20 protein-coding genes are annotated in these 21241 nt (G+C 71.9%); 9 read left to right on the forward strand and 11 right to left on the reverse strand.

From position 1 onward, the window contains the following. Nucleotides 1–8: 8 nt before the first annotated feature. A complete protein-coding gene (locus AB0C21_RS07480) occupies nucleotides 9–1238 on the forward strand; it encodes a glycosyltransferase (RefSeq protein WP_500203206.1) in 1230 nt (409 codons plus the stop codon). A gap of 19 nt (nucleotides 1239–1257) precedes the next feature. On the opposite strand, the gene AB0C21_RS07485 is transcribed toward AB0C21_RS07480, so the two are convergent. The 4 genes from AB0C21_RS07485 to AB0C21_RS07500 all read right to left on the reverse strand — a co-directional run bounded on the left by AB0C21_RS07485 (nucleotide 1258) and on the right by AB0C21_RS07500 (nucleotide 6869). Continuing rightward, nucleotides 1258–4077 carry an MMPL family transporter gene (locus AB0C21_RS07485; RefSeq protein WP_500203207.1) on the reverse strand — a complete coding sequence of 940 codons (2820 nt, stop codon included), beginning with the start codon at nucleotides 4075–4077 and terminating at the stop codon, nucleotides 1258–1260. Between the two features lie 64 nt (nucleotides 4078–4141). Next, nucleotides 4142–5938, reverse strand: coding sequence for a fatty acyl-AMP ligase (locus AB0C21_RS07490; RefSeq protein WP_500203208.1), 1797 nt, complete (start codon nucleotides 5936–5938; stop codon nucleotides 4142–4144). Between the two features lie 271 nt (nucleotides 5939–6209). After that, entirely contained in the window at nucleotides 6210–6458 is a 249-nt protein-coding gene (locus AB0C21_RS07495) for a TFIIB-type zinc ribbon-containing protein (RefSeq protein WP_149260073.1), read from the reverse strand. A gap of 156 nt (nucleotides 6459–6614) precedes the next feature. Beyond that, nucleotides 6615–6869, reverse strand: a complete 255-nt coding sequence (locus AB0C21_RS07500) for a hypothetical protein (RefSeq protein ID WP_500203209.1) — start codon at nucleotides 6867–6869, stop codon at nucleotides 6615–6617. 934 nt (nucleotides 6870–7803) lie between these two features. Here AB0C21_RS07500 and AB0C21_RS07505 point away from each other — a divergent pair. Further along, the gene (locus tag AB0C21_RS07505; protein ID WP_500203210.1) at nucleotides 7804–7998 is read left to right on the forward strand and encodes a hypothetical protein; all 195 of its coding nucleotides are present in this window, start codon (nucleotides 7804–7806) and stop codon (nucleotides 7996–7998) included. Between the two features lie 702 nt (nucleotides 7999–8700). Continuing rightward, nucleotides 8701–9450 carry an IclR family transcriptional regulator gene (locus tag AB0C21_RS07510; protein WP_500203211.1) on the forward strand — a complete coding sequence of 250 codons (750 nt, stop codon included), beginning with the start codon at nucleotides 8701–8703 and terminating at the stop codon, nucleotides 9448–9450. A 62-nt stretch (nucleotides 9451–9512) separates the two neighbouring features. Here the strand turns inward: AB0C21_RS07510 and AB0C21_RS07515 are convergent, their stop codons facing one another. Next, nucleotides 9513–9875: a YkvA family protein gene (locus AB0C21_RS07515; RefSeq protein WP_500203212.1), complete on the reverse strand. Its 363-nt coding sequence runs from the start codon at nucleotides 9873–9875 to the stop codon at nucleotides 9513–9515. 341 nt (nucleotides 9876–10216) lie between these two features. Between AB0C21_RS07515 and AB0C21_RS07520 the strand changes: the two genes are divergently transcribed. Then, nucleotides 10217–11218 (forward strand): dienelactone hydrolase family protein, encoded by a 1002-nt coding sequence (locus AB0C21_RS07520; protein WP_500203213.1) that lies wholly within the window; start codon nucleotides 10217–10219, stop codon nucleotides 11216–11218. Between the two features lie 53 nt (nucleotides 11219–11271). Here AB0C21_RS07520 and AB0C21_RS07525 read toward each other — a convergent pair whose 3' ends face one another. The 5 genes from AB0C21_RS07525 to AB0C21_RS07545 all read right to left on the reverse strand — a co-directional run bounded on the left by AB0C21_RS07525 (nucleotide 11272) and on the right by AB0C21_RS07545 (nucleotide 16098). Next, entirely contained in the window at nucleotides 11272–11892 is a 621-nt protein-coding gene (locus AB0C21_RS07525) for a septal ring lytic transglycosylase RlpA family protein (protein ID WP_500203214.1), read from the reverse strand. A gap of 488 nt (nucleotides 11893–12380) precedes the next feature. Further along, nucleotides 12381–13226, reverse strand: a complete 846-nt coding sequence (locus AB0C21_RS07530; protein WP_500203215.1) for a hypothetical protein — start codon at nucleotides 13224–13226, stop codon at nucleotides 12381–12383. A 259-nt stretch (nucleotides 13227–13485) separates the two neighbouring features. Then, nucleotides 13486–14592 carry a ferritin-like domain-containing protein gene (locus AB0C21_RS07535; RefSeq protein WP_500203216.1) on the reverse strand — a complete coding sequence of 369 codons (1107 nt, stop codon included), beginning with the start codon at nucleotides 14590–14592 and terminating at the stop codon, nucleotides 13486–13488. Nucleotides 14593–14781: 189 nt separating this feature from the next. Further along, on the reverse strand, nucleotides 14782–15390 hold the full coding sequence (locus AB0C21_RS07540; protein ID WP_500203217.1) for an LURP-one-related family protein: 609 nt from the start codon (nucleotides 15388–15390) through the stop codon (nucleotides 14782–14784). Nucleotides 15391–15474: 84 nt separating this feature from the next. Beyond that, a complete protein-coding gene (locus AB0C21_RS07545) occupies nucleotides 15475–16098 on the reverse strand; it encodes a TetR/AcrR family transcriptional regulator (RefSeq protein WP_149260079.1) in 624 nt (207 codons plus the stop codon). Nucleotides 16099–16247: 149 nt separating this feature from the next. Here AB0C21_RS07545 and AB0C21_RS07550 point away from each other — a divergent pair, with 149 nt between their 5' ends. The 5 genes from AB0C21_RS07550 (at nucleotide 16248) to AB0C21_RS07570 (ending at nucleotide 20372) form a co-directional block, all read left to right on the forward strand. Beyond that, on the forward strand, nucleotides 16248–17552 hold the full coding sequence (locus AB0C21_RS07550; protein WP_500203218.1) for a GH1 family beta-glucosidase: 1305 nt from the start codon (nucleotides 16248–16250) through the stop codon (nucleotides 17550–17552). A gap of 35 nt (nucleotides 17553–17587) precedes the next feature. Next, nucleotides 17588–17995, forward strand: coding sequence for a MarR family winged helix-turn-helix transcriptional regulator (locus tag AB0C21_RS07555; RefSeq protein ID WP_149260081.1), 408 nt, complete (start codon nucleotides 17588–17590; stop codon nucleotides 17993–17995). A gap of 24 nt (nucleotides 17996–18019) precedes the next feature. Then, nucleotides 18020–18310: a chorismate mutase gene (locus AB0C21_RS07560; protein ID WP_500203219.1), complete on the forward strand. Its 291-nt coding sequence runs from the start codon at nucleotides 18020–18022 to the stop codon at nucleotides 18308–18310. A gap of 33 nt (nucleotides 18311–18343) precedes the next feature. Beyond that, complete coding sequence (locus AB0C21_RS07565) at nucleotides 18344–20086, forward strand: protein kinase domain-containing protein (protein ID WP_500203220.1); 1743 nt, start codon at nucleotides 18344–18346, stop codon at nucleotides 20084–20086. A gap of 88 nt (nucleotides 20087–20174) precedes the next feature. Further along, nucleotides 20175–20372 carry a hypothetical protein gene (locus AB0C21_RS07570; protein WP_149260084.1) on the forward strand — a complete coding sequence of 66 codons (198 nt, stop codon included), beginning with the start codon at nucleotides 20175–20177 and terminating at the stop codon, nucleotides 20370–20372. 8 nt (nucleotides 20373–20380) lie between these two features. Here the strand turns inward: AB0C21_RS07570 and AB0C21_RS07575 are convergent, their stop codons facing one another. After that, on the reverse strand, nucleotides 20381–21220 hold the full coding sequence (locus tag AB0C21_RS07575) for an alpha/beta fold hydrolase (protein WP_500203221.1): 840 nt from the start codon (nucleotides 21218–21220) through the stop codon (nucleotides 20381–20383). Nucleotides 21221–21241 lie beyond the last annotated feature (21 nt).

Raw genomic sequence — 21241 nt, forward strand, 5'->3', positions numbered from 1 at the left:
GAGGCAGCGTGAGCCGGATCGTGATCTTCGCGGCGGGGTCGCGCGGGGACATCCAGCCCTGCGTGGCGCTGGGGCGGGCGCTGCGGGCGCGGGGGGACGAGGTGCGCCTCGTCGCGAGTGCGCGGTACGCGCCGATGGTCGTCGCGGCGGGGCTGGAGCTCGCGCCGCTGACGTCGGATCCGACCGAGATCCTCGAATCCGACGCCGGTCAGGAGTTGCTCGCCGGCGGGCGCAATCCGGTGAAGTTCCTGCGCGGCTTCCGGCGCATCCTCGGGCCGATGGCCGAGCGGCTGCTGGCGGAGTGTTCGGACGCCTGTAAGGACGCGGAACTGATCCTGGGGCCCACGCTGGGTTTCCTTCCGCAACACATTGGTGAACATCTCGGTGTTCCGTGGGCATTGATTCATTTCCAGCCGAGCGAGCCGACCGGGGCGTTCCCCCACCCGTTCGTTCCGCAGGCGCGCATGCTCGGACCGTGGGCGAACCGGGCCAGCTTCCTGGCGGTCGACCAGATCGCGTGGCAGCTGTCGCGCCCGTTCATCAACCCGTGGCGGGACGAGGCGCTGGGACTGCCCCGGCTGCCTCTGCGGGGCCGTCGGGCCGAGGGCGGTCCGGTGCTGGCGTGCTTCAGTCCGGTGGTGGTGCCGAGGCCCCGCGACTGGGCCTCCAATGTGCACCTGACGGGCTACTGGTTCCTCGACGAACCCGAGTGGGAGCCTCCCGCGGAGCTGGCGGAGTTCCTCGCCGCGGGGCCCGCCCCGGTGTACGTCGGGTTCGGGAGCATGGTGCCGAAGGACGCCGAGATGACCGCCATGGCGGTACGGGCGGCCCTGAAGCTCGCCGGAGTGCGGGGCATCGTGCAGGGCGACCCGGCGACGTCGGACGAGGACGTGTTCGCCGTCCAGGACGTACCGCACTCGTGGCTGTTCCCCCGCATGGCGGCGGTCGTGCACCACGGGGGCGCCGGCACGACGGCGGCGGGGCTGCGGGCGGGCGTGCCGACCGTGGTGTGCCCGTTCTTCGGCGACCAGCCGTACTGGGGAGAGCGGGTCGCGGCGCTGGGGGCGGGGCCCGCCCCGCTGCCGTTCCGCGCGCTGACCGTGCCCCGGCTCGCCTCGAAGATCCGCCGCGCCGTCCGGGACGAGGAGATGGCCGACCGGGCGACCGGCCTGGGCCACCGCATCCGCGCCGAGGACGGCGTCGCCCGAGCCCAGGAGATCATCGACTCCCTGCTCTGAGCGGCCGCCGGAGCGGGTCTCAGTCGTCGGGTTCTTCGCCCCAGTGCCAGCCTGAGCCGTCCGGGTTGGGGACGATCACGCGCCGGGTGCGCGGGGCGGGGCGCGGTGCCGGTCGGGGCGGGCCGTCCGCCCAGGGCGTCCACGGTGCCCCGTTGGACTGCTGTGCCCCGTCGGACCGCGGCGCCCCGCCGGGTTCGGCGCCGTCCCGAGCCGTCCGGAAGACGAGCTCCGGGGCCTCGGGCGCGCTCGGCTGCGGAGCGGACTGGAACGCGGCGTTCGCGTCCATTCGCGGCCGGGCGGGCGGTACGTCCGCGGGCGGCGGGCCCGGACGGCTCGGCGAAGCGCCGGACGGCTCGGTGCCCCGGCGCGGGCGAGGCGGCTCCGGCATCGGCCGGACCGCGTCGGGGCGCGGCCCGCTCGGTGCCGCACCCGCGGGCCCTTCCCGGGAAGCGGCGGAGGCGGGCGAGGTCTCCGCCCAGTTGATGGCGTAGGGGTAGGGCTGCTCGTCCGGGAGGCGCGGTGGGGCCACGGCGGCGCCGACCGGGGCCAAGGCGGCGCGTTCGCGGAGGTCCATTCGGGAGTGCAGGCCGGCGAGGAAGCCCGGCAGCCACCAGTTGGCCGCGCCCATGAAGCGCATCGTGGCGGGGACGAGGAGGGAGCGGACGAGGGCCGCGTCCACGACGACGGCCACGAACATGCCGACGCCGATGAGCTTCACGACGGTGATTCCGGCCATGCTGAACGCGGCGATGACGAGGAGGAACAGCAGCGCCGCGCTGGTGATGATGCCGCCGGTGTGCTGCATGCCGGACGCGACGGCGACGCGGTTGTCGTGCGTGAGGTCCCATTCCTCGCGGATACGGCTCAGCAGGAAGACCTCGTAGTCCATGGACAGGCCGAACACGACCGCCAGGATGAGGATCATGCTGGTGGCCTCGACGCCGCCGGTCGGGGTGAAGTCCAGCACGCCGGCGAGGTGCCCGTACTGGAAGCCCCACACGATCGCGCCGAACGAGGCGCCGATCGACAGGACGTTCATGACGATGGCCTTCAGCGGCAGGACGATCGAGCCGAAGAACATGAACAGCAGGACGAACGTGGCGACCCCGACGACGAGCGCCATCTTCGGCAGGGACCTCATCAGGCTCGACATGAGGTCCATCTGCGCGGCGGTGCTGCCGCCGACGTCGATGTGCATCGGGTAGCCGTCCTTGGACAGGCTCATCCCGCGGATCTTGGTGACGAGGTCCTGGGCGTGCTGGTCCATCGGCTCGTACTTGTGCGTCACGGAGATCCGGACGCCCCCGTACGAGCCGGAGTAGCCGGTGAACTGGGCCTCGGTGACGCCCGGGAGGGCCGCGAGCTGCTTCCTGAACTGCTCCAGGTAGGGCGGGATGGGGTCGCCCTTGCCGGACGGCGTCCAGTCGCGCGGGATGAGGTCGCCGGAGACCACCACGTCGATGGGCTCGGCGGACCCGTTCGGGAAGTCCTTCTTGACGGTCTCCACCACGGCGCGGGTGGTGCTGTCCTTGGGCAGGACGCGGGCGTCGACGCTGCCGAACTGGACGTTCAGGAACGGCACGAACATCACGCCCAGGATGACGAGCACGATCGCGAAGTACGGGAGCGGGTGCTTCATCACGCTCTTGCCGAGCCGGTACCAGAAGCCGCTCTCGGGGTTTCGCCGCGCGCGCTTGGACGTGGGACGCCGCCACGGCATCTGCCCACCCTCGACGCGCGGCCCAAGGAGCGCCAGGAGCGTCGGCAGCAGGACCGTGGCTCCGAACACGGCGACCATGACGGTGGCTATGCCGGCGAGCCCGATCGTCCGGAGGAACATCTGCGGGAAGAGCAGGAGCCCCGCGAGGGCCGCCGAGACGGTGATGCCGCTGACCATGATGGTGCGGCCGGCGGTCGCCATGGTGGCGGACAGGGCTGCCTCACGGAGCGGCTTGAGCGCCGTCCGGTATTCCTTCTTGGCGGCCTTGCGCGCCGCCTTGTCGCGTTCACGTTTCCACGGTTTGCCGGCCGGCAGCCCTTGCGCGGCCATGCCGCGCTGCAGTTCCTCACGGAACCGGCTGATGATGAACAGCGAGTAGTCGATCGCCAGGCCGACGCCCATCATCGTGACGACTTCCAGGGCGAAGGACGTCACGTCGGCCGCGTACGTCACCACGTGCAGGACGGCCAGTCCGCCGATCATCGAGAAGACGGCCACGGCGAGGGGCAGGAACGAGGCCGTCAGCGCGCCGAACAGGATGATGAGCAGGATGAGCAGCGGCAGCGCGGTGATGGTCTCCGCGCGGACGATGTCGGACACGACCTGCTTGCCGAACTCCTCGCCCAGCGGGACGCTGCCGCCGTACCGGACGTCGAGCCCCGGCGCGGCCAAGCGGTCCTTGACGAGGTGGTAGTTCTCGGTCTTGTCCGCGCTCTCCTTGCCCTTCAGCTTGACCGCGACGAACGTCGAGTGCCGGTCGTGGGAGGCGAACGAGTGCGCGGCCTCGCCGTTGAACGACCAGTAGGAGACGATCTCCTCGACCTGGGCCTTGGGCAGCCGCGCGACGGTGGTGACGACGCTCGCCTCGAAGCGCGGGTCGTCCACCGTCATGGTGTCGCTCGAATACAGGACGAGGACGTCGGGGTTGGTGCTGCCGAAGTAGGTCGCGCCCAGCTTGGCGACGAGCGTCGAGGACGCGTCGGGGTCCTCGAAGCCGCCCTCCTTGAACTTGGCGAAGACGCCGAGCCCCCAGGCGCCCGCCACCCCGGTCATGACCAGGATCAGGACAAGGCTGGCCCAGCGTCGCCGGTGGATGAGACGCCCCAGCCCCGAAAGCATGATCCTCCTGTTTCAGCACGGCCGCCCGGGGGCTTCCTTGCCCCCGCGCGGCCGGTGTCCGTCGTTACTTGCGAGACGCCAGGCGGGCCGCCGTGGTCGCCAGGGCGCCGTCAAGGTAGCGCTGCCGGGTCGCGGCCCGTGCGATTTTCCCGCTGGAGGTGCGCGACACGCCACCCGGTTCGATCAACACGAAGTCGTGGACGCTCATCTCGTGCTCGACGTTGACGGCCGCGCGGACCGCGGACTCCACCTCGTCCACGTCGAGCCGTCCGAGGGGGACGCGCCGGTTGCGCTCGGCGACGACCACCAGCCGCTCGGTCTCCTCCCCGGTGAGCGCGAACGCGGCCACGTGGTCGGGGCGGATCGCCGGGTGCGCCTCCTGCGCGGTGACCTCGATGTCCTGCGGGTAGTGGTTGCGGCCGTCCACGATGATGAGGTCCTTGATGCGGCCGGTCACGTAGAGCTCGCCCTCGTGGACGACCCCGTAGTCACCGGTCTTCATCCAGGGCCCGGACGGCAGGTCCCCGGGCTCGGCCAGCTCGCCGCCGAACGTGTCCTGGCTCCGCTCGGAGTTGCGCCAGTAGCCGGGCGCCGTGTTGGGGCCGTGGACCCAGATCTCGCCGACCCGCCCGTCCGGCTGCTCGACGCGCGCCTCGGGGTCGACGATCGCGACGATCTGCCCGCACGGGCGGCCGCAGGAGACCAGCTCGCTCGTCCCCTCCGCACCGTCCTCGCGGAGCCGCAGGTCGCCCTGGGTGAGCGCCTCCCGGTCCACGGAGATGATCTTCGGCGGGACGTCCTCGGCGGCGGCGGTGACGAACACGGTCGCCTCGGCCAGCCCGTAGCCCGGCGCCTGCGCGCCCGGCCGCAGCCCGGCCGGCGCCAGCGCGTCGGCGAACATCGACAGCGTGGAGGTGCGGATCGGCTCCGCGCCGTTCAGGCAGGTCGTCAGCCCGGACAGGTCCAGGTCGGCGATCTTCTCCGGCGCGGCCATGGACGCGACGTACTCGTAGGCGAAGTTCGGCCCCGCGGTGTAGACGTTCTTCCCGGGGCGCTCCGCGATGAGCTGGAGCCACCGCATCGGGTTCATGATGAACGAGACGGGGTCGGTGTAGATGGCGTGGTCGCCGCGCACCAGCGGCAGCGCCATCGTCGCGATGAGCCCCATGTCGTGGAACAGCGGCAGCCAGCTCACCAGTTCGGGGTTCGGCTTCTCGGGCGCCCACCCGGCCCACAGCTGCGCGGCGTTCGCCGTCACGTTGCCGTGGGTGATCTCGACTCCGGCGGGGCGGCGCGTCGAACCCGACGTGTACTGCAGGTAGGCGATGTCGTCGAACGCGATCGCCTCGTCCTGCCAGCGGTCCGCCAGGGAGAGGTCGACCTCCTCGGCGAACAGGATCTCCTTCGGCTGCGGGACGTCGTGGTCGGCGAGGAACTTCTCCACGTGCGGCAGCGCGTTCCGCGTCGTGACGATCACCGCGGGTTCGGCGTCGGCGTAGGCGCCGATCAGCCGGTCGGCGTGCCCCGGCAGGTCGGGCGAGAACAGCGGCACCGCGATGACGTGCGAGTACAGGGCGCCGAGCATGGTCATCATGTACTCGAGCGTCTGCGGCAGCAGCAGCGCGGCGCGCTCCCCCGGCCCGCTGACCTGCCGGAGCGTCACGGCCATGGCGCGCGCCCGCCGGTCGGTCTCGGCCCAGCTCAGCGTGCGGTGCGCGCCGGACGGGTCGGCCGAGTAGTCGACGAAGGTGTAGGCCGGGGCGTCCGGCTTCTCCCTCGCCCACCGCGCGACCCGCTCGATCAGCGGGGTGCGGCCGGAGCCGCCGGGCAGGAGTTCGGGAAGCAGCGAGCCCAATGCCATTGATCATCTCCCGAGGGGACGGGCCGGACGGGGCCGTGGACGATGCCGTGAAGGGGGTTGCACGCCGCCGGCGGAGGTGCGCCGCGCCTGCCGGACGATTCCGTCTGGAGGCCTCCGGTGACCGGCGATGATCGTCAAGCTACCGGATGGTAGTCAGTGCGCGATATTAGCTCGCGGTCACATTCGCCAAAGTCCGGTTTGTCACCCCCGTGACAAGAGGAAATCCCCTTTCACACATGGGCGTTCACCCGGTCACCGACCGTGCCCGCGGCTACCGGTCGGCGGCGAAGATCTGCTGCATGATCCCCCGGCGGTGCCGTCCCTGGTAGGTCGTGTCCGGGTTCACCTCGTCCGGAAGCGCGGCGAGGTAGCGGCTCTCCGCGTCGATGAGCTGCTCCAGCTCGCCGCGGTCGAGAAAGACGCCCTTGCATCCCGGGCATTCCTCGATCACGACTCCGTGGCGTTCGTGGGTGTCGAGCTTCGACTCGCACTTCGGGCACTGCAGCGTCGCGTCTGACATACCGGATCCCCTGTCCGTCACGACCGCGTTTACCGTCGCCGGTCAGCTTACTGACACCTGCCCCTTTTCGGGGCGATACCGGGACACTCGCCCACCGATTCGGATGCGCCTGCCTGGTGCGCAGCCGTTCGCTTCGTCCCGACTGGTCCGGCGGCGTCAGCCCGTTCTGTCCTGGTCTGCCCCGACCTCGGCGCGGCTCAGGGCGGCCCTGCGCCGGTTCAGCACGATGCATGCGGCGCCCCACAGAAGGCCGATCTCGGCCACGAAGGCGATGCCGAGGACGACCGCCCAGTCCGTCCCGTCCCCCTCTTTCAAACCGGCCGGGGACATCAGCGCCGTATCGTCGCCGTCGGCCGCCTGCGGCTGCGCGGGCGGCTTCACCGGCGGCAGGACGACCGGCGCCGACGGCACCGGCGGAACCGGCCCGGGCAGACTCGAAGGGAACGGAGCCCCGGGGCTCGGCTGCCCGGGTCCGTACGGCGCCCCGGGAGCGCTCACGTCAGGCCCGCCGGGCAGTTCACCCTTCCCGTCAGGCTGAGTGCCCGCCTTCGGCATGCCCCCATGGCTCGGTTTGCTGCTCTCGCCCGGCTTCGCACCGACGCTCGGCTTCACGTTGTAGGGCGGCTTCGTGCCGTAGGACGGCTTCCCGTGATGAGGAGGCATGAGGTTGTCGGGCGGCCGCACAGCCTGAGACGGCTCCGTGCCCTGACTCGGCGTGGTGCTCTCGCCCGGCTCCGTGCTCTGGCTCGGCTCGGTGCCCTGCGAGGGCACGAGGCTCTGAGGCGGCTGTGCGCCAGAAGACGGCATGCCATGGTGAGGCACCGCACTGTGAGGCGCCTTACCGCCGTGGTCCGGCTTGGCGCCATGACTCGGCTTGCCATGGCTCGGCTTCGCGCCGTGACTCGGCATGACGCTGTGAGGCGGCTTCATGCTGTGAGGCGGCATGACGTTGTGAGGCGGCATGACGCTGTGAGGCGGCTTAACGCCGTGGTCCGGCTTCACACCGTGGCTCGGCTTCGCGCCATGGCTCGGCTTCGTGCTGTGAGGCGGCATGACGTCGTGGGACGGCTTCATGCCGTGAGGCGGCTTCATGCTGTGAGGCGGCTTGGCGCTGTGAGGCGGCTTCACGCTCTGGGGCGGGCCGGCGGGTTGGGGCTGCTCGGCTCCGAACGTCGTGGGGCACGGCCATCCGCCCACGGTCGTGTTGCCTCCCACGCACGGCGGCAGGGACGCGCCGCCCGGCCCCACGGAACGCGGCCTCACACCGGGGGTCGGCGCGGTGCCCGCCCCCGGACGTGAACCCAGGCTCGGCTTGGCGCCGTGAGCCGACTCGCCACCGGACGGCGTGCGGGTCGAACACCACTGCGCGCCGGTGCCCGCCTTGTCGGCTGTGCATGGCGAAGGCCCATCCCCGTTGGACCGGGGCGGCATCGGCCTGGTGCTGGGTGGTTGGGCCGCCGAGCAGGGCAGCATGCCGCTCTCCACGCAAGGCGACGGGATGTCCTCGCTCGGGCTCGTCTCGGATTTGGTGTTCGGCTGACCGCCAGACGTGCACGTCTCGTCTTCAGCGCAGTCGTCCTTGCCGGGGTAGTCGAAGACCACGCGGGTCGAGCGGCGCGGGGCGTTGGAGGCGTCCACCACGGCGAGGATGCTCGGCGCCTTCGCGGACGGCCCCGACACCATCGAGGCGGGGAACCGGACCGTTCCGCTGCGGTCACGCCCCACCGCCCCCACATCACCCAGAGCGCAGCGCAGGCCCACACCGGTCTCCGAGCAGGCCGGCGAGAGGCTCGTCCAAGACAGGGAGCGGTCGGCGGTGAGACTCAGACCGACCCCGCGCGCGACGCCCCCCTCGGCGCGGACTCGGATGGTGAAGGTCAGCGCGTAGGCGGTTCCCTGGGCCGTGGCGCCGCCGGATGTCGTGTCCATGAGCAACCGGACTCCCGAGGGGCCTGCCTCCGGCACGGCCTGGGCGGCGGGGCTCATGAGGGTGAGCGGCGCGGCCAGCGCAGTGCTCACCGTGATCGCGCCCCAGCGGGCCCTTCGACGCTCCTCTCGCACTCGCTCCCCCTCGCGGTCTCCTCACGGCTGCCCGGGGGGCGACGCCGAGGCGTCGGGCACAGAGGGTTATTGCCCGGTCGCTCAACGGAGTAACATGCCTCATCCTGGCAACACACCCTCTTTCGCACAGCGAAATCGATCCTCCGTAGAATCGGGTGGTCGCGAGGGAGAGGAGCCGGGCGTGGCGGAGGCCGTACGGTCGCTGGAGCGCGCGTTCGATCTGCTGGAGCATCTGGCGGACGCGGGCGGCGAGATGGCGCTGTCGGAGCTGACGGAGGCCTCCGGGCTGCCGATGCCGACGATCTACCGGCTGATGCGGACGCTGGTGAACCAGGGCTACGTCCGGCAGGAGCCGTCCAAGCGCTACGCCCTCGGGCCGCGGCTCATCCGGCTGGGCGAGGGCGCGAGCCGCCTGCTCGGCACGTGGGCGCGGCCGGTGCTGTCCCGGCTGGTGGACGAGGTCGGCGAGACGGCCAACATGGCGGTCCTGGAGGGGGACGAGGCGGTGTACGTCGCGCAGGTGCCGTCCAAGCACTCGATGCGGATGTTCACCGAGGTGGGACGGCGCGTCCAGCCGCATTGCACGGGAGTGGGGAAGGCCCTCCTGGCGCAGCTGTCCGACCAGCGGGTCCGCGAGATCCTCGGTAGGACGGGCATGGAGGCGCACACGCCCAACACCTTCACCGACGCCGACGCCCTGCTCAGGGAACTGGAGCAGATCCGCCGCCAGGGCTACGCGCTGGACGACGAGGAGCAGGAGATCGGTGTCCGCTGCGTCGCGGTGGCGCTGCAAGGCGCGCCCACGTTGACGGCCATCTCGGTCTCGGGCCCGTCAGGACGCATGACGCGCGAGGCCGTCCCGGACGTCGTCCCCATCATGCGCGACGCCGCCGTCCGTTTCGCCAAGGAGCTCGGCCCGGCCTCGTCCTGACGCCGCTCTCACATGCGACAGCCCCCGGACCCGTGGTCCGGGGGCCAGACGTGAGGCGGTCGTCAGTCGACGGGCTCGCCGACGATGACGGTGGGACGCCCGCTGCGCTCCCAGGTGACGAAGTCGCCCGCCGACTTCACCAGGACGGAGGCCAGCCAGAGCGCCAGCCCGGTGTCGTCGGCGATGCCGGCGATGGGGATGACGTCGGGGACCGCGTCGATCGGGGAGATGATGTAGACGAGTCCCAGGGCGAGAAGTCCGAGCGTCCCGAAGGACATCCCCTTGTACTGGCCCCGCAGGACCGACTTCAGCATCCTGGGGACGGCGCGGAACCGCTCCCAGAATCCGGGCGCGTCGGGTTCGAGCGTCTCGCGGTAGATATGCCAGGCCTGTCCGGCGGCGGCTGCACTGCGCTTCCTATCCACCAGCACTCCTAATTTGGGGGTATGTGAGGGCGCGCCCCCGCGACGCCCACGTACGACTAGGACGCGACCGGTGCCGGATTTGTTCCCTCGGATCGGCCATGAGGCGCGGGTCACAGGGACCTGACCTGCGCCGCCGCCGAGATGGGCGCCGGACGCCCGACGGCCACGCTTGATCCGGGTTACCTCAGGTGAGGCGTTCATCACTCTCATGGTCGACGTACGGCGGTTCGCGGCGTGTCGGCTGGCATCCGCTGCGAGCATGAGTCACCCGGGCGGGGCGCCGCCTCCGTCCGGCACGACCGGCATGGCCCGTCGAGCATCGCAGGAGCTGACGTACCGATATGAGCGGCGACCATACGAACCGCCCCGTCCACGGCACCGCGGCAGGCGACGCGTACGTCGCGCTGCCCCCCACCGCGGTCGACGCCGTCCCGTCCGGCGCGACCCGGCTGATCGTGGCCTGGCCCGGCTTCGACCCGCCCCGGACGGCGGGCGCGCTGGCCACGGCGATCCCGATGACGGGCGTGCCGGTGTGGCGCGTCTACCTCGACCTGCCGGGCCGCTCGCCCGGCGGCCTCGGCTCCGGCGCGATCCTGGAGACCGAGAGCATCGAGGCGTACTGCGCGGCCGTGGAGAACGCCGTCGAGCGGCTGCCGGACGCGCTCGCGCAGATCCGCCGCGACCTCGACGTCCCGGACGGTCCCGTCGGCCTCGCAGGCTTCAGCGCGGGCGGGGCCGCCGCCCTGCTCGCGGCGGCGCGCGGCGCCGTGCCGGTGAGCACCGCCGCGGTCGTGGCGCCCGTCGTCGCCCCGGCGCGGGCCGCGCGGGCGGTGGAGAAGCGGTCCGGCCGGGAGCGCGCGTGGTCGGAGCACGCCGTCGCGCTCGCCGACCGGCTCGACCTCGGTTCGCTCGCCGCCGACATCGCCGGACGGGACGCCCCGGTCCTGCTCGTCGGCGGCGCCAAGGACCGCGTCGTCCCCGCACGGGAGATCACCGCGCTCCGCGACGAGCTGCGCAGGCACGGCGGCCGGGCGGAGTCGACCACGTTCCGGATGGCCCACGCGCTCGCCGCCGAGCCGGGCACCGAGCCCCGCCCGCCGATCACCGAGGCCGTCCGGGTCGACGGCGTCCTCACCGACTGGTTCCGCGACCGGCTCGCCACCGCGGCGCCCGGAGCCGCCGCCTCGGAGACGGCACGGCCCGGGGCCGGTGCGGGGGCCGCCGAAGCGGAAGGCGACACGCAGCCGATGGCGCGCCGCCACGGTTCGTGGACGTCCGGCGCGCAGGACGCCGAGGACGCCCGGGACGAGCGGACGGGCGCCGGGCTGGGCCACGGGTTCTGACCGCCCGGCGGGCACGCCGAGGCGCCCGCCGGGCGGGTGGAGAACCAACGGGATCAGCCCTTGGACAGGACCTCGTAGCGGACGGGGATGACACCCGACCCGGTGCCGCCGACCTTCTGCATCGCGGCCTTGGACAGGTCCAGGCAGCGTCCGCCCGCGTACGGGCCGCGGTCGTTGATGCGGACGACGACCGAACGGTCGTTGTTCTTGTTGGTCACGCGGACCTTCGAACCCATCGGCAGCGTCTTGTGCGCGGCCGTCAGCTCGCTCGGGTCGAAGGCCTCGCCGCTCGCGGTCATCTGGCCCTCCCAGTAGTAGGAGGCCTCGCACGAACCCGAGTCGACGACCTTGTACTGCTTCTTCTTCTTGGGCTTCGCCACGCTCGCGGCCTCGCTGTCGGACTTCGACGACTTCTTCTTCTTGGGAGTCTTCGAAGGCGACGGCTCCGGAGAGCGGGGCCGGCCCCGGCCGGCCCGGGTCGGCTCGCCGTGCGGACGGTCCGCCAGCGGGTCGGCGGACTGGGGCGCGGTCTGCGCCGCCGATGCCGGTTCGGCGGTGCCGCCGCCCCCGGCCAGGGCGAACGCGCCCGCGGCCAGGACGGCGACGGCGGCGCCGGAGACGATCAGGATGGTCGTGAGGCGCGCTCGAAGAAGACGCCTGACAGGGCTACCCACAGAGGAGTCCTTTGTTAGGGGACAGGACCCCGGACGCCCGGCGGATCTCACCGCCGTCTCTCTCGCGCGGCGTGGTCGGGCGAACGTCGGCCGTCCCCCGGATCCCCCGCCGCCTGCGGGCTCCTCAGCCCGCTCCGCGCCGCTTTCTCAGGCGCGTCCGCTTCCTCGCGGATCGGCGTCCGGCAGGTGCGGCTGGAAAGGCATCTTCACTTTTCATTGCTGAAGAGCCGCACAAGTCCCCGACCGTACGTTGTGTCCCCGGCAGATCAAGACGTAGAGCCGGGGTTTGTGGGCTTTGTCACCTCACCTTTTGCTCTGCGAAGCTGATCAACTTCGCAGAGTGACCGCATTTCAAGATCGTCTTTACTCCGTGTATACCGCTTATCTCGGACGGATAACAAAAGGTCCGGCACAACGGAACGGGGCGGTCCGGAGGGAGATGGTCCCTCTCCGGACCGCCCCGTGACCTGGGACGACAGGCTGCGCGATCAGCCCTGCCCGGACACCAGGGGAATGCCCGGCGCCTTCGTCAGCGACCCCACCTTCGGCAGGCCGAGCGCGGACGCGTCCGGCATGGACAGCGGGCCGTCCGCCGTCCCGCCGGACCGCTCCCGCGCTTTCAGGACGTCCACCACGCTGCCTTCGGTCCGGCCGAGACCGCCGGCCTTGGCCACGGCGCCCTCGACCTGGCCGAGCAGGTCGCCGGAGGGCGTCCCCGCGGCGTGCCGGGCGTTCGGCGCGAGCACCTGGCGGGCCGGCAGGCCGCCGGGGCTCACGGAGCCGAGAAGGGACGGCAGGCTCGGCAGCCCCGGCAGCGTCCCCGGATCGGCCATGCTGATGGGCGCCTCGGCGGCCCGGGCGTTCGGCAGGACCGGCCCCGCGGCGTCGGCCGGCTTGCCGGTGCGCAGGAGCTTGCCGCCGGTCAGGCCCTTGCCGAGACCGCCGATGGGCAGGCCCTTGCCGAGGTCGCCGAGCAGCGTCCCCGTGAGGTCGCCCGTCCCCCCGGACGGGACGGGCAGCTCCGTCCCCGCGTGGCGGTCGCGAGCGGTGCGCAGCTCCTGGCCCGCCGGGGCGGCCCGGAGCACTCCGTCGGCGGCGCCGGTGCCGACCTCGGCGACTCGGCCGGCCGCCCCGGTGACCGGGGCGGGGAGCGTCCGCATGACGCCGTTGCCCGCCGCGGCGGCCTCGTAGAGGAGCCGCGTGGACGGGCCGATCGCCGCGCTCGGCGCCGCCTTCGCGGGTACGGCGTCCGTGGGCGCGGCCGCCACCGCGAGCGCGGCGACGAACGAGCCGAGGACGGTTGCTCCGAGCAGGCTTCTGGCTGAGCGGTTCATTCTTTTCCCCCGGGGTTTTCGGATTGACCCTGCACATGCGGTGTGCGGCCGAGAAGGCGATGAATCCCGGCGCACCGTCGAGCGGGGAGGCTAGTACACCCCGGTGGCGCGCACGGCCGATTCGAAAATGACTTGGGGAAAACCGAAGGATCTCCATGAAGTGATCACCGACATCGCACGAATCAGCAAATGCCGACAATTCTCGACAAAACAGAACGGGGGCGCCCCGAAGGGCACCCCCGCCTGGCGGGCTCGCGGGCTACTCGGCCGCGCCGAGGGAGATGGCCTCGTCGACCTCGTCCTTGCGGGCGGCGAGTTCCGCCGCGTAGCGCTCCTCGTCGACCTTCTCGGCGATCTCCTCGTCCTGCCTCATGAGGGCCTCCAGGTCGGCCTTGGCGTTGTCGAGGACGCCCATGTCCGCGTAGGCGGCCTGCACCTTGTCGCCCCACAGCCCGACGTCCCGGACGCACGGGACGATGCGGCTGAAGAGCAGCGACTGGTAAAGCGTGAACATGTCGGAGTTGTCGACGTACTCCATGCACCGTTCCACCGGCATGTCGAGCTGCTCGAAGACCTCGCGGCCCTTGAAGCGGTCGCGCATCAGGTAGCAGCCCTCGACGACGAACTCCTGCCGCTCCGCCCGCTCCTTGTCGGTGAGCTCGGCGTAGTAGTCCTTGAGCGCGAGCCGCCCGAAGGCGACGTGGCGCGCCTCGTCCTGCATGACGTACGCGAGGAGCTGCTTGACCAGCGGGTTGGTCGACATGTCGCGGTACAGCCCGAACGCGGCGAGGGCGAGGCCCTCGATGAGGACCTGCATGCCGAGGTAGGGCAGGTCCCAGCGGCTGTCCTCCAGCGACTCGGCGAGCAGCTTCGCCAGGTCCTGGTTGATCGGGTAGTACATGCCGATCTTCTCGTGCACGAACTTCCCGTACAGCTCGACGTGCCGCGCCTCGTCCATGGTCTGGGTGGCGGCGTAGAACTTCGAGTCCAGGTCCGGAACGGACTGGACGATGCGCGCCGACACGTTCAGCGCGCCCTGCTCGCCGTGCAGGAACTGGCTGAACAGCCAGGAGCCCTGGTGGCGGCCGAACTCGTCCCGCTCCTTCTGGGACATCTTCTCCCAGATGTCGGACCCGAACAGCGGGTTGAAGTTCTCCGGCAGGCCGGCGACGTTGATCGGATCGACCTCAAGGTCCCAGTCGATGCGCTTCTGCGCGTCCCACTGCTTGTCCTTGCCCTTCTGGTACAGGTTCAGCAGCCGGTCGCGGCCTTCGTCGTACTCCCAGGTGAAGCGGGTGTCGCCCGCCATCGGGACGTTCCACGTGTCCGTGGGGACAGGCGTGGCGTAGAGGTCGTAGGAACTCACGGGGGGATCCTCCTCCAGGGGTGACGCCGCACGATCGCGACGCGGGTGTGCACCGCCCATGGCTTTACATGACTTCGTAACATGTAAAGCGCGCGGAGGCCAGGGAGTCGGCGGAATCCGTCACGGAAGCGCCACCGAACACAGCCGCCCGCGACCCCCGTGAGAGGGTGCGGGCGGAAGGGTCCCGGGTCAGCGCGACTGGAGGGCGTCCAGGCCGACGGCCTGGGCGATGACGAGCCGGCGGTCGATGCGCGGATCGTTGATCTCGATGACGTAGCGGTCGCGGAAGCCGAACTTCTTGTCGACGCTGAAGACCACCTGGTCGCCGGCGTAGAAGTCGAAGTGGTACGGCCAGGCGAACGGCAGGTTCTCCACGTACGGGATGAAGTTCCAGACCCGCCGCAGCACGGCCACGAACTTGTTGCGCTCGCTGCCGGTCGTCACGCCGAGGCCCGGCTGCTCGAGGTGCCAGGTGGAGGCGATCAGCGACTTCTTGAAGTCCTTGCGGAAGACCCCGATCGGCTGCCCGTGCGCGTCCGTGATGTCGTACGCCGACGCCAGGTCGATGCGCTTGCGCGCCTTGAACCCGAGGATCGGGCGCGTCTTGGAGTCGTCCGAGTACAGGGTGACCTGCTCCTTGAACGCCAGCCGCTTCTGCTGCGCGAAGGCGAGCAGCTCGCCCTCCTCGCCGCCGGGCCCCTCCGCGTGCACCTCGTACTGGTTCACCATCAGGCGCACCCGCTGCCGGATCAGCAGCCTGCGCTGCGCCTGGAGTCTTTCCTCGTCCAGCGAACTCACCCGTTCCGTGTCGGTTTGCGGAGGGGAGTCTGCCATAGCGAGTCCCTTTCAACCGACGTTTCCCGGATGCGCGCGGTGCCCGGTTCAGGACTCCTGGATGTGGGCGGCGAGGTAGCCGTGGATCAGCCGCTCGGCCTCGGCGACGATCTCCGGGTCGCCGTCCGGGCTGCGGCGGAACGCCATCTTCAGCACGGCGTCGCCCGCCTCGACCGAGATGGCGAGCGCGGTGGCGAGGCCGGGGGTGTCCTGGACGCCGAAGGTGTCCACGATCATCCTGCGGAGCCGGTCGGCGACCACCGCGTTGTTGTCGGCGTCGGAGTCGAGCAGGTTGACGTCGGCGACGTCGCCGAAGCGCAGCACCCGGAAGCCGGGCACGGTCCGGTGCATCTCCACGAAGATCTCGATGATCGCGCCGACCGTGTCGGACCAGTCGGCGAACCGCCCCCCGGCGAGCCGCGCGGAGATGCGGTCGCCGAACTCCTCCAGGTTGCGCAGCGCGAGCGCCTGCGCGACGGCGCGCTTGTCGGGGAAGAACTGGTACACCGAGCCGATGGCCACCTCGGCGCGCTGGGCGATGCGCGTGGTGGTCAGGCCGTCGTAGCCGTCCTCGTCCAGGATCTCGGCGCAGGCGTCCAGCATCCGCTGGACGCGTTCGGCGCTGCGGCGCTGGGCCGGGCGGCGGCGGAGCGGCGTTCGGATCTCGGTCACCCCGCCATTGTCCCCCGAACGGACCGGTGCAGAGCATGCGCAGCCTGCCGTACCTCCGGGGCCACAGGAGTCTTCCGTCCGCACCACCCCGCCACTAATATCCGAATACTATTCGCATTTCGGACAGACCGTCGGGGAGGGGAACGCGGATGGGTCTTCCAGAGGGCTTCCGCTGGGGCGTCGCCACCGCCGCCTACCAGATCGAAGGGGCGGTCGACGAGGACGGGCGGGGCCCGTCCACCTGGGACACGTTCTCCCACACGCCGGGGCGGACCCGCGACGGCCACACCGGCGACGTCGCCTGCGACCACTACCACCGGTGGCCCCAGGACGTCGCGCTGATGGCGGGCCTCGGCGTCGACGCCTACCGGTTCTCCATCGCGTGGCCGCGCGTGCAGCCCTCCGGGAGCGGCGCCGTCAACGCGAAGGGCCTCGACTTCTACGACCGGCTCGTGGACGGCCTGCTCGCCGCCGGCATCGCCCCCGCCGCGACCCTCTACCACTGGGACCTCCCGCAGCCGCTCGAGGACGCCGGCGGCTGGATGGTGCGCGACACCGCCTACCGGTTCGCCGAATTCTCCTACCTGGCGGCCGAGCGCCTCGCCGACCGCGTCGACATGTGGATAACCCTGAACGAGCCCGTGGTCGTCACCGCCTACGGCTACGCGTTCGGCGTCTACGCCCCCGGCCGGGCGCTCCTGCTCGACGCGCTGCCCACGGCGCACCACCAGCTCCTCGGCCACGGCCTCGCCGTCAACGCCCTGCGCAGCCGGGGCGCCCGCTCGGTCGGGCTGACCAACCACTACTCACCGGCCTGGGCCGCGTCCCCCGCCGACCAGCCCGCGGCCGACGCCTTCGACGCCTTCATGAACCGGCTGTTCACCGACCCCGTCCTGCTCGGCGCCTACCCGGACCTGATGGGGGACGCGCCGTTCATCCGCTCCGAGGACATGTCGGTCATCGCCTCGCCCCTCGACTTCCTGGGGGTGAACTACTACCAGCCGACGCGGCTCGCGACCCCGGCCGAGGGCCCGCTGCCGTTCGACATCGTGGACATCACCGAGTACCCGACGACGGGGATGGGCTGGCCGATCGTGCCGGACGCCTTCCTGTCGCTGCTGCGCACCCTCGACTCCCGCTACGACCTGCCGCCGCTCTACATCACCGAGAACGGATGCTCGTTCGCCGACGAGCCCGGCCCGGACGGCACCGTGGACGACACGTCCCGCATCGAGTTCCTGGACGCCCACATCGCGGCCGTGCGGGCCGCCGTCGAGGAGGGCGTGGACATCCGCGGCTACTTCACCTGGTCGCTCCTGGACAACTTCGAATGGGCGGAGGGCTACCACCCGCGCTTCGGGCTCGTCCACGTCGACTACGAGACGCAGAAGCGCACGCCGAAGGCGTCCTACGGCTGGTACCGCGACCTCATCGCGTCGTCCAAGGGTCGCTGACGGGCCCGCCGGGCGACCGCTTCTACCCTTGGTGTATGCCCGTCGAAGTGCAGGAACTCGGAAGAGCGGTCAGGCAGGCCCACCACCGGCAGCACCGTGCGCTCGACGGCCGCCTCGCCGCCGCCGGCACGACGCCCGCCCAGTGGGACGCGCTGCGTGCGATCAGCCGCGCCCCCGGGGCGTCCGCGCGCGCCCTCGCGGCGGAGACGTTCCAGAGCGAGCAGGCGTTCGGGACGCTCGCCGGGCGCCTGGCCGCCCAGGGGCTCATCGACCGGCGCCCGGGCCGCCACCGCAGCGTGGAGCACCACCTCACCCCCGCCGGTGAGAAGCTCCTCGGCACCGGCCGGCAGATCGTCGACGAGGCCCTGGCCGAGCTCTTCGCGCCCCTGCCGGAGGACGACCGCGCCACCCTCCTGGCCCTGCTGCTGCGCCTCTCCCCGTGACCGCTTTGCGGCATGCTGATGCGCATGGAGCCTCCTGAGAACCTCGCGGACGTGCGTGCGCGGATCGACGCCATCGACGGGCGCCTCGTCCGCCTGCTCGCCGAACGCGAGGAACTGGTGCGCGCGGCCGCCGCCTTCAAGCGCGACGAGCAGGCCGTCCGCGCGCCCGACCGGGTGGAGCAGGTCGTCCGGCTGGCGCGGGAACGGGCCGCGGACGCCGGGCTCTCGCCCGAGGTCGCGGAGGCGGTGTGGCGGGCGATGATCGGCGCCTTCGTCGACCTGGAGCTGACCGAGCACGCGAGCGGCCGCGGATAGGCTGCTCTCTCCGCTTCGTCGTGGAGGTTCTGAATGCCGGAGACCCGTCCGCTGCGCGCCACCGACCCCCGCGAGATCGGCGGGTTCCGGCTGACGGCCCGGGTCGGCGAGGGCGCCCAGGGCGTCGTCTTCCTGGGCGAGTCGGAGACCGGGCGGCGGGTCGCCGTGAAGCTCCTGCACGCCGACATCGGACGGGACGAGCGGGCCCGCACGCTCTTCGACCGGGAGCTGGCGGCGGCCCGCAGCGTCGCCCCCTTCTGCACCGCCCGCGTCCTCGCGGCGGAGGCCGACGGCGACACCCCCTACATCGCCAGCGAGTACATCGACGGGCCGTCGCTGCGCGACCGGGTCCTCGCGGAGGGCGTGGCGTCCCCGGAGGAGCTGGTCAGGCTCGCGGTCGGCACCGCCACCGCGCTCGCGGCCATCCACGAGGCCGGCGTCGTCCACCGCGACTTCAAGCCGGCCAACGTGCTGCTCGGCCCGGACGGCCCGAAGGTCATCGACTTCGGCGTCGCGCGCCCGCTGGAGGCCACCTCCGCCACCCTGACCGGCGCCGTCGGCACCCCCGCCTACATGGCGCCCGAGCAGGTCGCGGGGTCCGCGGGCGGCGCACCGCTGGACATGTTCGCGTGGGGCTGCACGATGGCGTTCGCCGCGAACGGCGTCCCGCCGTTCGGCAGCGACTCGGTGCCGGCCATCATGCAGCGGATCCTGTACGGGCAGCCCGACCTGGGCGCGCTGACCGGCGACCTGCGGACGCTCGTCGCGTCCTGCCTGGAGAAGGAACCCGCGGCCCGCCCGACCGCGCTCCAGGTGCTGCAGCGGCTGCTCGGCCTCGGCCCGAACGCCGACCTCCTCGCGGAGGGCACCTCGGCCGCCGCCCGACCGGCCGCATCACCGCAGGCCGTGAACTGGACGCCGCCGGCCGCCGCGCACCAGGCCCCGACGCACCCGCCCGCCCCGCAGCCGTCCTCGGCGCCGCCGGGCGCCGGAGGCTGGCCGCCGGCGGCCCCCATGCCCCCGTCGCCGGGGAGCTACCCGCACCCGGGGAGCCCGCGGCCGGCCGGACGGGGCGGCCGGGTGCTGCTCATCACGGGAGCGGCCGCCGCGGCCGTGATCCTGGCCGGCGGGCTCGTCGCCGCGATCCTCCTCAACGGCGACGACAAGGCCAAGGACAGCGGGAGCGGCGGCAGGACGCCGGTCGCCCAGTCGGCGCCGTCCAGGTCGTGCGAATACCGGACCGTGACCGGCACGAACAACAGGGACGTCGGGAAGCCGCCGACCCGGCTCCCGGCGGCGGTCCCGTCGCGCGCCGCCATCCAGACCAACCTCGGCACGCTCCAGCTCTCACTGGACGCCGGGACGGCGCCTTGCACGGTGAACTCCCTGGCCCACCTCGCGGCCCAGAAGTTCTACGACGGCACCTCGTGCCACCGGCTGACGACGGACCCGAGCCTCCAGGTCCTCCAGTGCGGCGACCCGACCGGGACGGGGCAGGGCGGTCCCGCTTACCAGTTCGACGACGAGAGCCTGAGCTCCGCGCGTTACACGCGCGGCACCGTGGCCATGGCCAACGCCGGCCCGAACACCAACGGCAGCCAGTTCTTCATCCTGTACGGCGACACCGCGAACCTCCCCGCGTCATACACGGTCTTCGGCCGGGTCACCTCCGGCATCGGCATCGTGGACGAGGTCGCCAAGAAGGGCGTCGGCGACGGCAGCAAGGACGGCTCCCCGCGTCAGAAGGTCACGATCAAGGCGCTCCGCACGTCCTGACCGGGCGGTCATGGAACCCGGATTAGAACCGGCCCCGCAGCGCGTTGGAGATGGTGGAACAGGCCCCCGACCTAGGAGGACGCTCACCATGGCCCTCAAGCGACCGTCCTTCCTGCCGTCCCTGGACGAGCTCGAACAGCAGGCCGAGAGCAGGTCCTCCCAGCGCGGGCGCCCCGGCTCCCAGTTCGACCACCCCACGGCCAAGGCCCTGTTCGTGGCCGCCCTGGCGGTCACCGTCGTCGCCCACGTCGTCGCCGGCATCGTCTTCCTCGTCCTGGGCTTCTGACCCGCCGCTCAGGCCAGGAAGTCCGCGACGGTCCGCGTGAAGCGAGCGGGATCGTCCAGCCACGGGTAGTGCCCGGCTCCCGGCTGGACCACCGATTCAGCGTTCGGGAACAGCTCCGCGGCCCGGGCGGCGACGCGAGGCAGCGGGGCGCCGTCGAGCTCGGCCGCGAGCACGAGGGCCGGGGCCGCCAGCCCGGCGATCGCGGCGCGCGCCGCGGCGGGATCGAAGGCCCCGGGCGACGCGTAAAGATCCGCCGCCTCGTCGTTGGTCTCTTCGACCTCGGAAGCCGCGTGGTGCCGGGCGACCGCATCCCAGCGCCCGTAGAAGAAGGGCGCGGCGGCGTCCCAGTCGGCGTCCGACGCCGTCCCCGCCAGAACGGCCTCGAAGGCGTCGCGGCCGGCGGCGAACCAGGGCTCCGCCCGGCGCTTCACCGCCGCCTCGCGCCGGTGCTCGGCGGTGAAACCGATGCCCAGCGCACGAAAACGGGCCGTGACGAGGACCAGCCTCCGGACGCGCTGGGCGAATTGGGCGGCATAGAGCACGGCGATGTCCCCGCCCGCCGAGTGCGCGAGAACGTCGACGCGCTCCAAGCCGAGATGCTCGCGCAGCGCCTCGACGTCGCCGACCTGCCGGTCGCACCGGTACGTCGCCCTGTCCCGGGGAACGGCCGAGGCGCCCGTCCCCCGCAGGTCCAGCAGGACGAGCCGGCGATGCCGCGCCAGGCCACCGAGGTCGCCCAGGTAGGAGGAGGCGCGCATCGGTCCGCCGGGCACGCACACCAGCGGCTCACCCGCTCCCACGAGGCGGTACGCGAGTTCGGTTCCGTCAGGGGCCGCGAACGTCGGCATGCCCGCCATCCTCGTGACCGA

The sequence above is a fragment of the Spirillospora sp. NPDC049024 genome (assembly GCF_040649235.1).
Lineage (GTDB): Bacteria > Actinomycetota > Actinomycetes > Streptosporangiales > Streptosporangiaceae > Spirillospora.

Bases quoted from the DNA above. Each gene is read 5' to 3' on its own strand.
- AB0C21_RS07485 (WP_500203207.1), bottom strand. From the start codon at position 4,077: ATGCTTTCGGGGCTGGGGCGTCTCATCCACCGGCGACGCTGGGCCAGC.
- AB0C21_RS07490 (WP_500203208.1), bottom strand. From the start codon at position 5,938: ATGGCATTGGGCTCGCTGCTTCCCGAACTCCTGCCCGGCGGCTCCGGC.
- AB0C21_RS07495 (WP_149260073.1), bottom strand. From the start codon at position 6,458: ATGTCAGACGCGACGCTGCAGTGCCCGAAGTGCGAGTCGAAGCTCGAC.
- AB0C21_RS07520 (WP_500203213.1), top strand. From the start codon at position 10,217: ATGAGCGGCGACCATACGAACCGCCCCGTCCACGGCACCGCGGCAGGC.
- AB0C21_RS07530 (WP_500203215.1), bottom strand. From the start codon at position 13,226: ATGAACCGCTCAGCCAGAAGCCTGCTCGGAGCAACCGTCCTCGGCTCG.
- AB0C21_RS07550 (WP_500203218.1), top strand. From the start codon at position 16,248: ATGGGTCTTCCAGAGGGCTTCCGCTGGGGCGTCGCCACCGCCGCCTAC.
- AB0C21_RS07555 (WP_149260081.1), top strand. From the start codon at position 17,588: ATGCCCGTCGAAGTGCAGGAACTCGGAAGAGCGGTCAGGCAGGCCCAC.
- AB0C21_RS07560 (WP_500203219.1), top strand. From the start codon at position 18,020: ATGGAGCCTCCTGAGAACCTCGCGGACGTGCGTGCGCGGATCGACGCC.
- AB0C21_RS07565 (WP_500203220.1), top strand. From the start codon at position 18,344: ATGCCGGAGACCCGTCCGCTGCGCGCCACCGACCCCCGCGAGATCGGC.
- AB0C21_RS07570 (WP_149260084.1), top strand. From the start codon at position 20,175: ATGGCCCTCAAGCGACCGTCCTTCCTGCCGTCCCTGGACGAGCTCGAA.
- AB0C21_RS07575 (WP_500203221.1), bottom strand. From the start codon at position 21,220: ATGCCGACGTTCGCGGCCCCTGACGGAACCGAACTCGCGTACCGCCTC.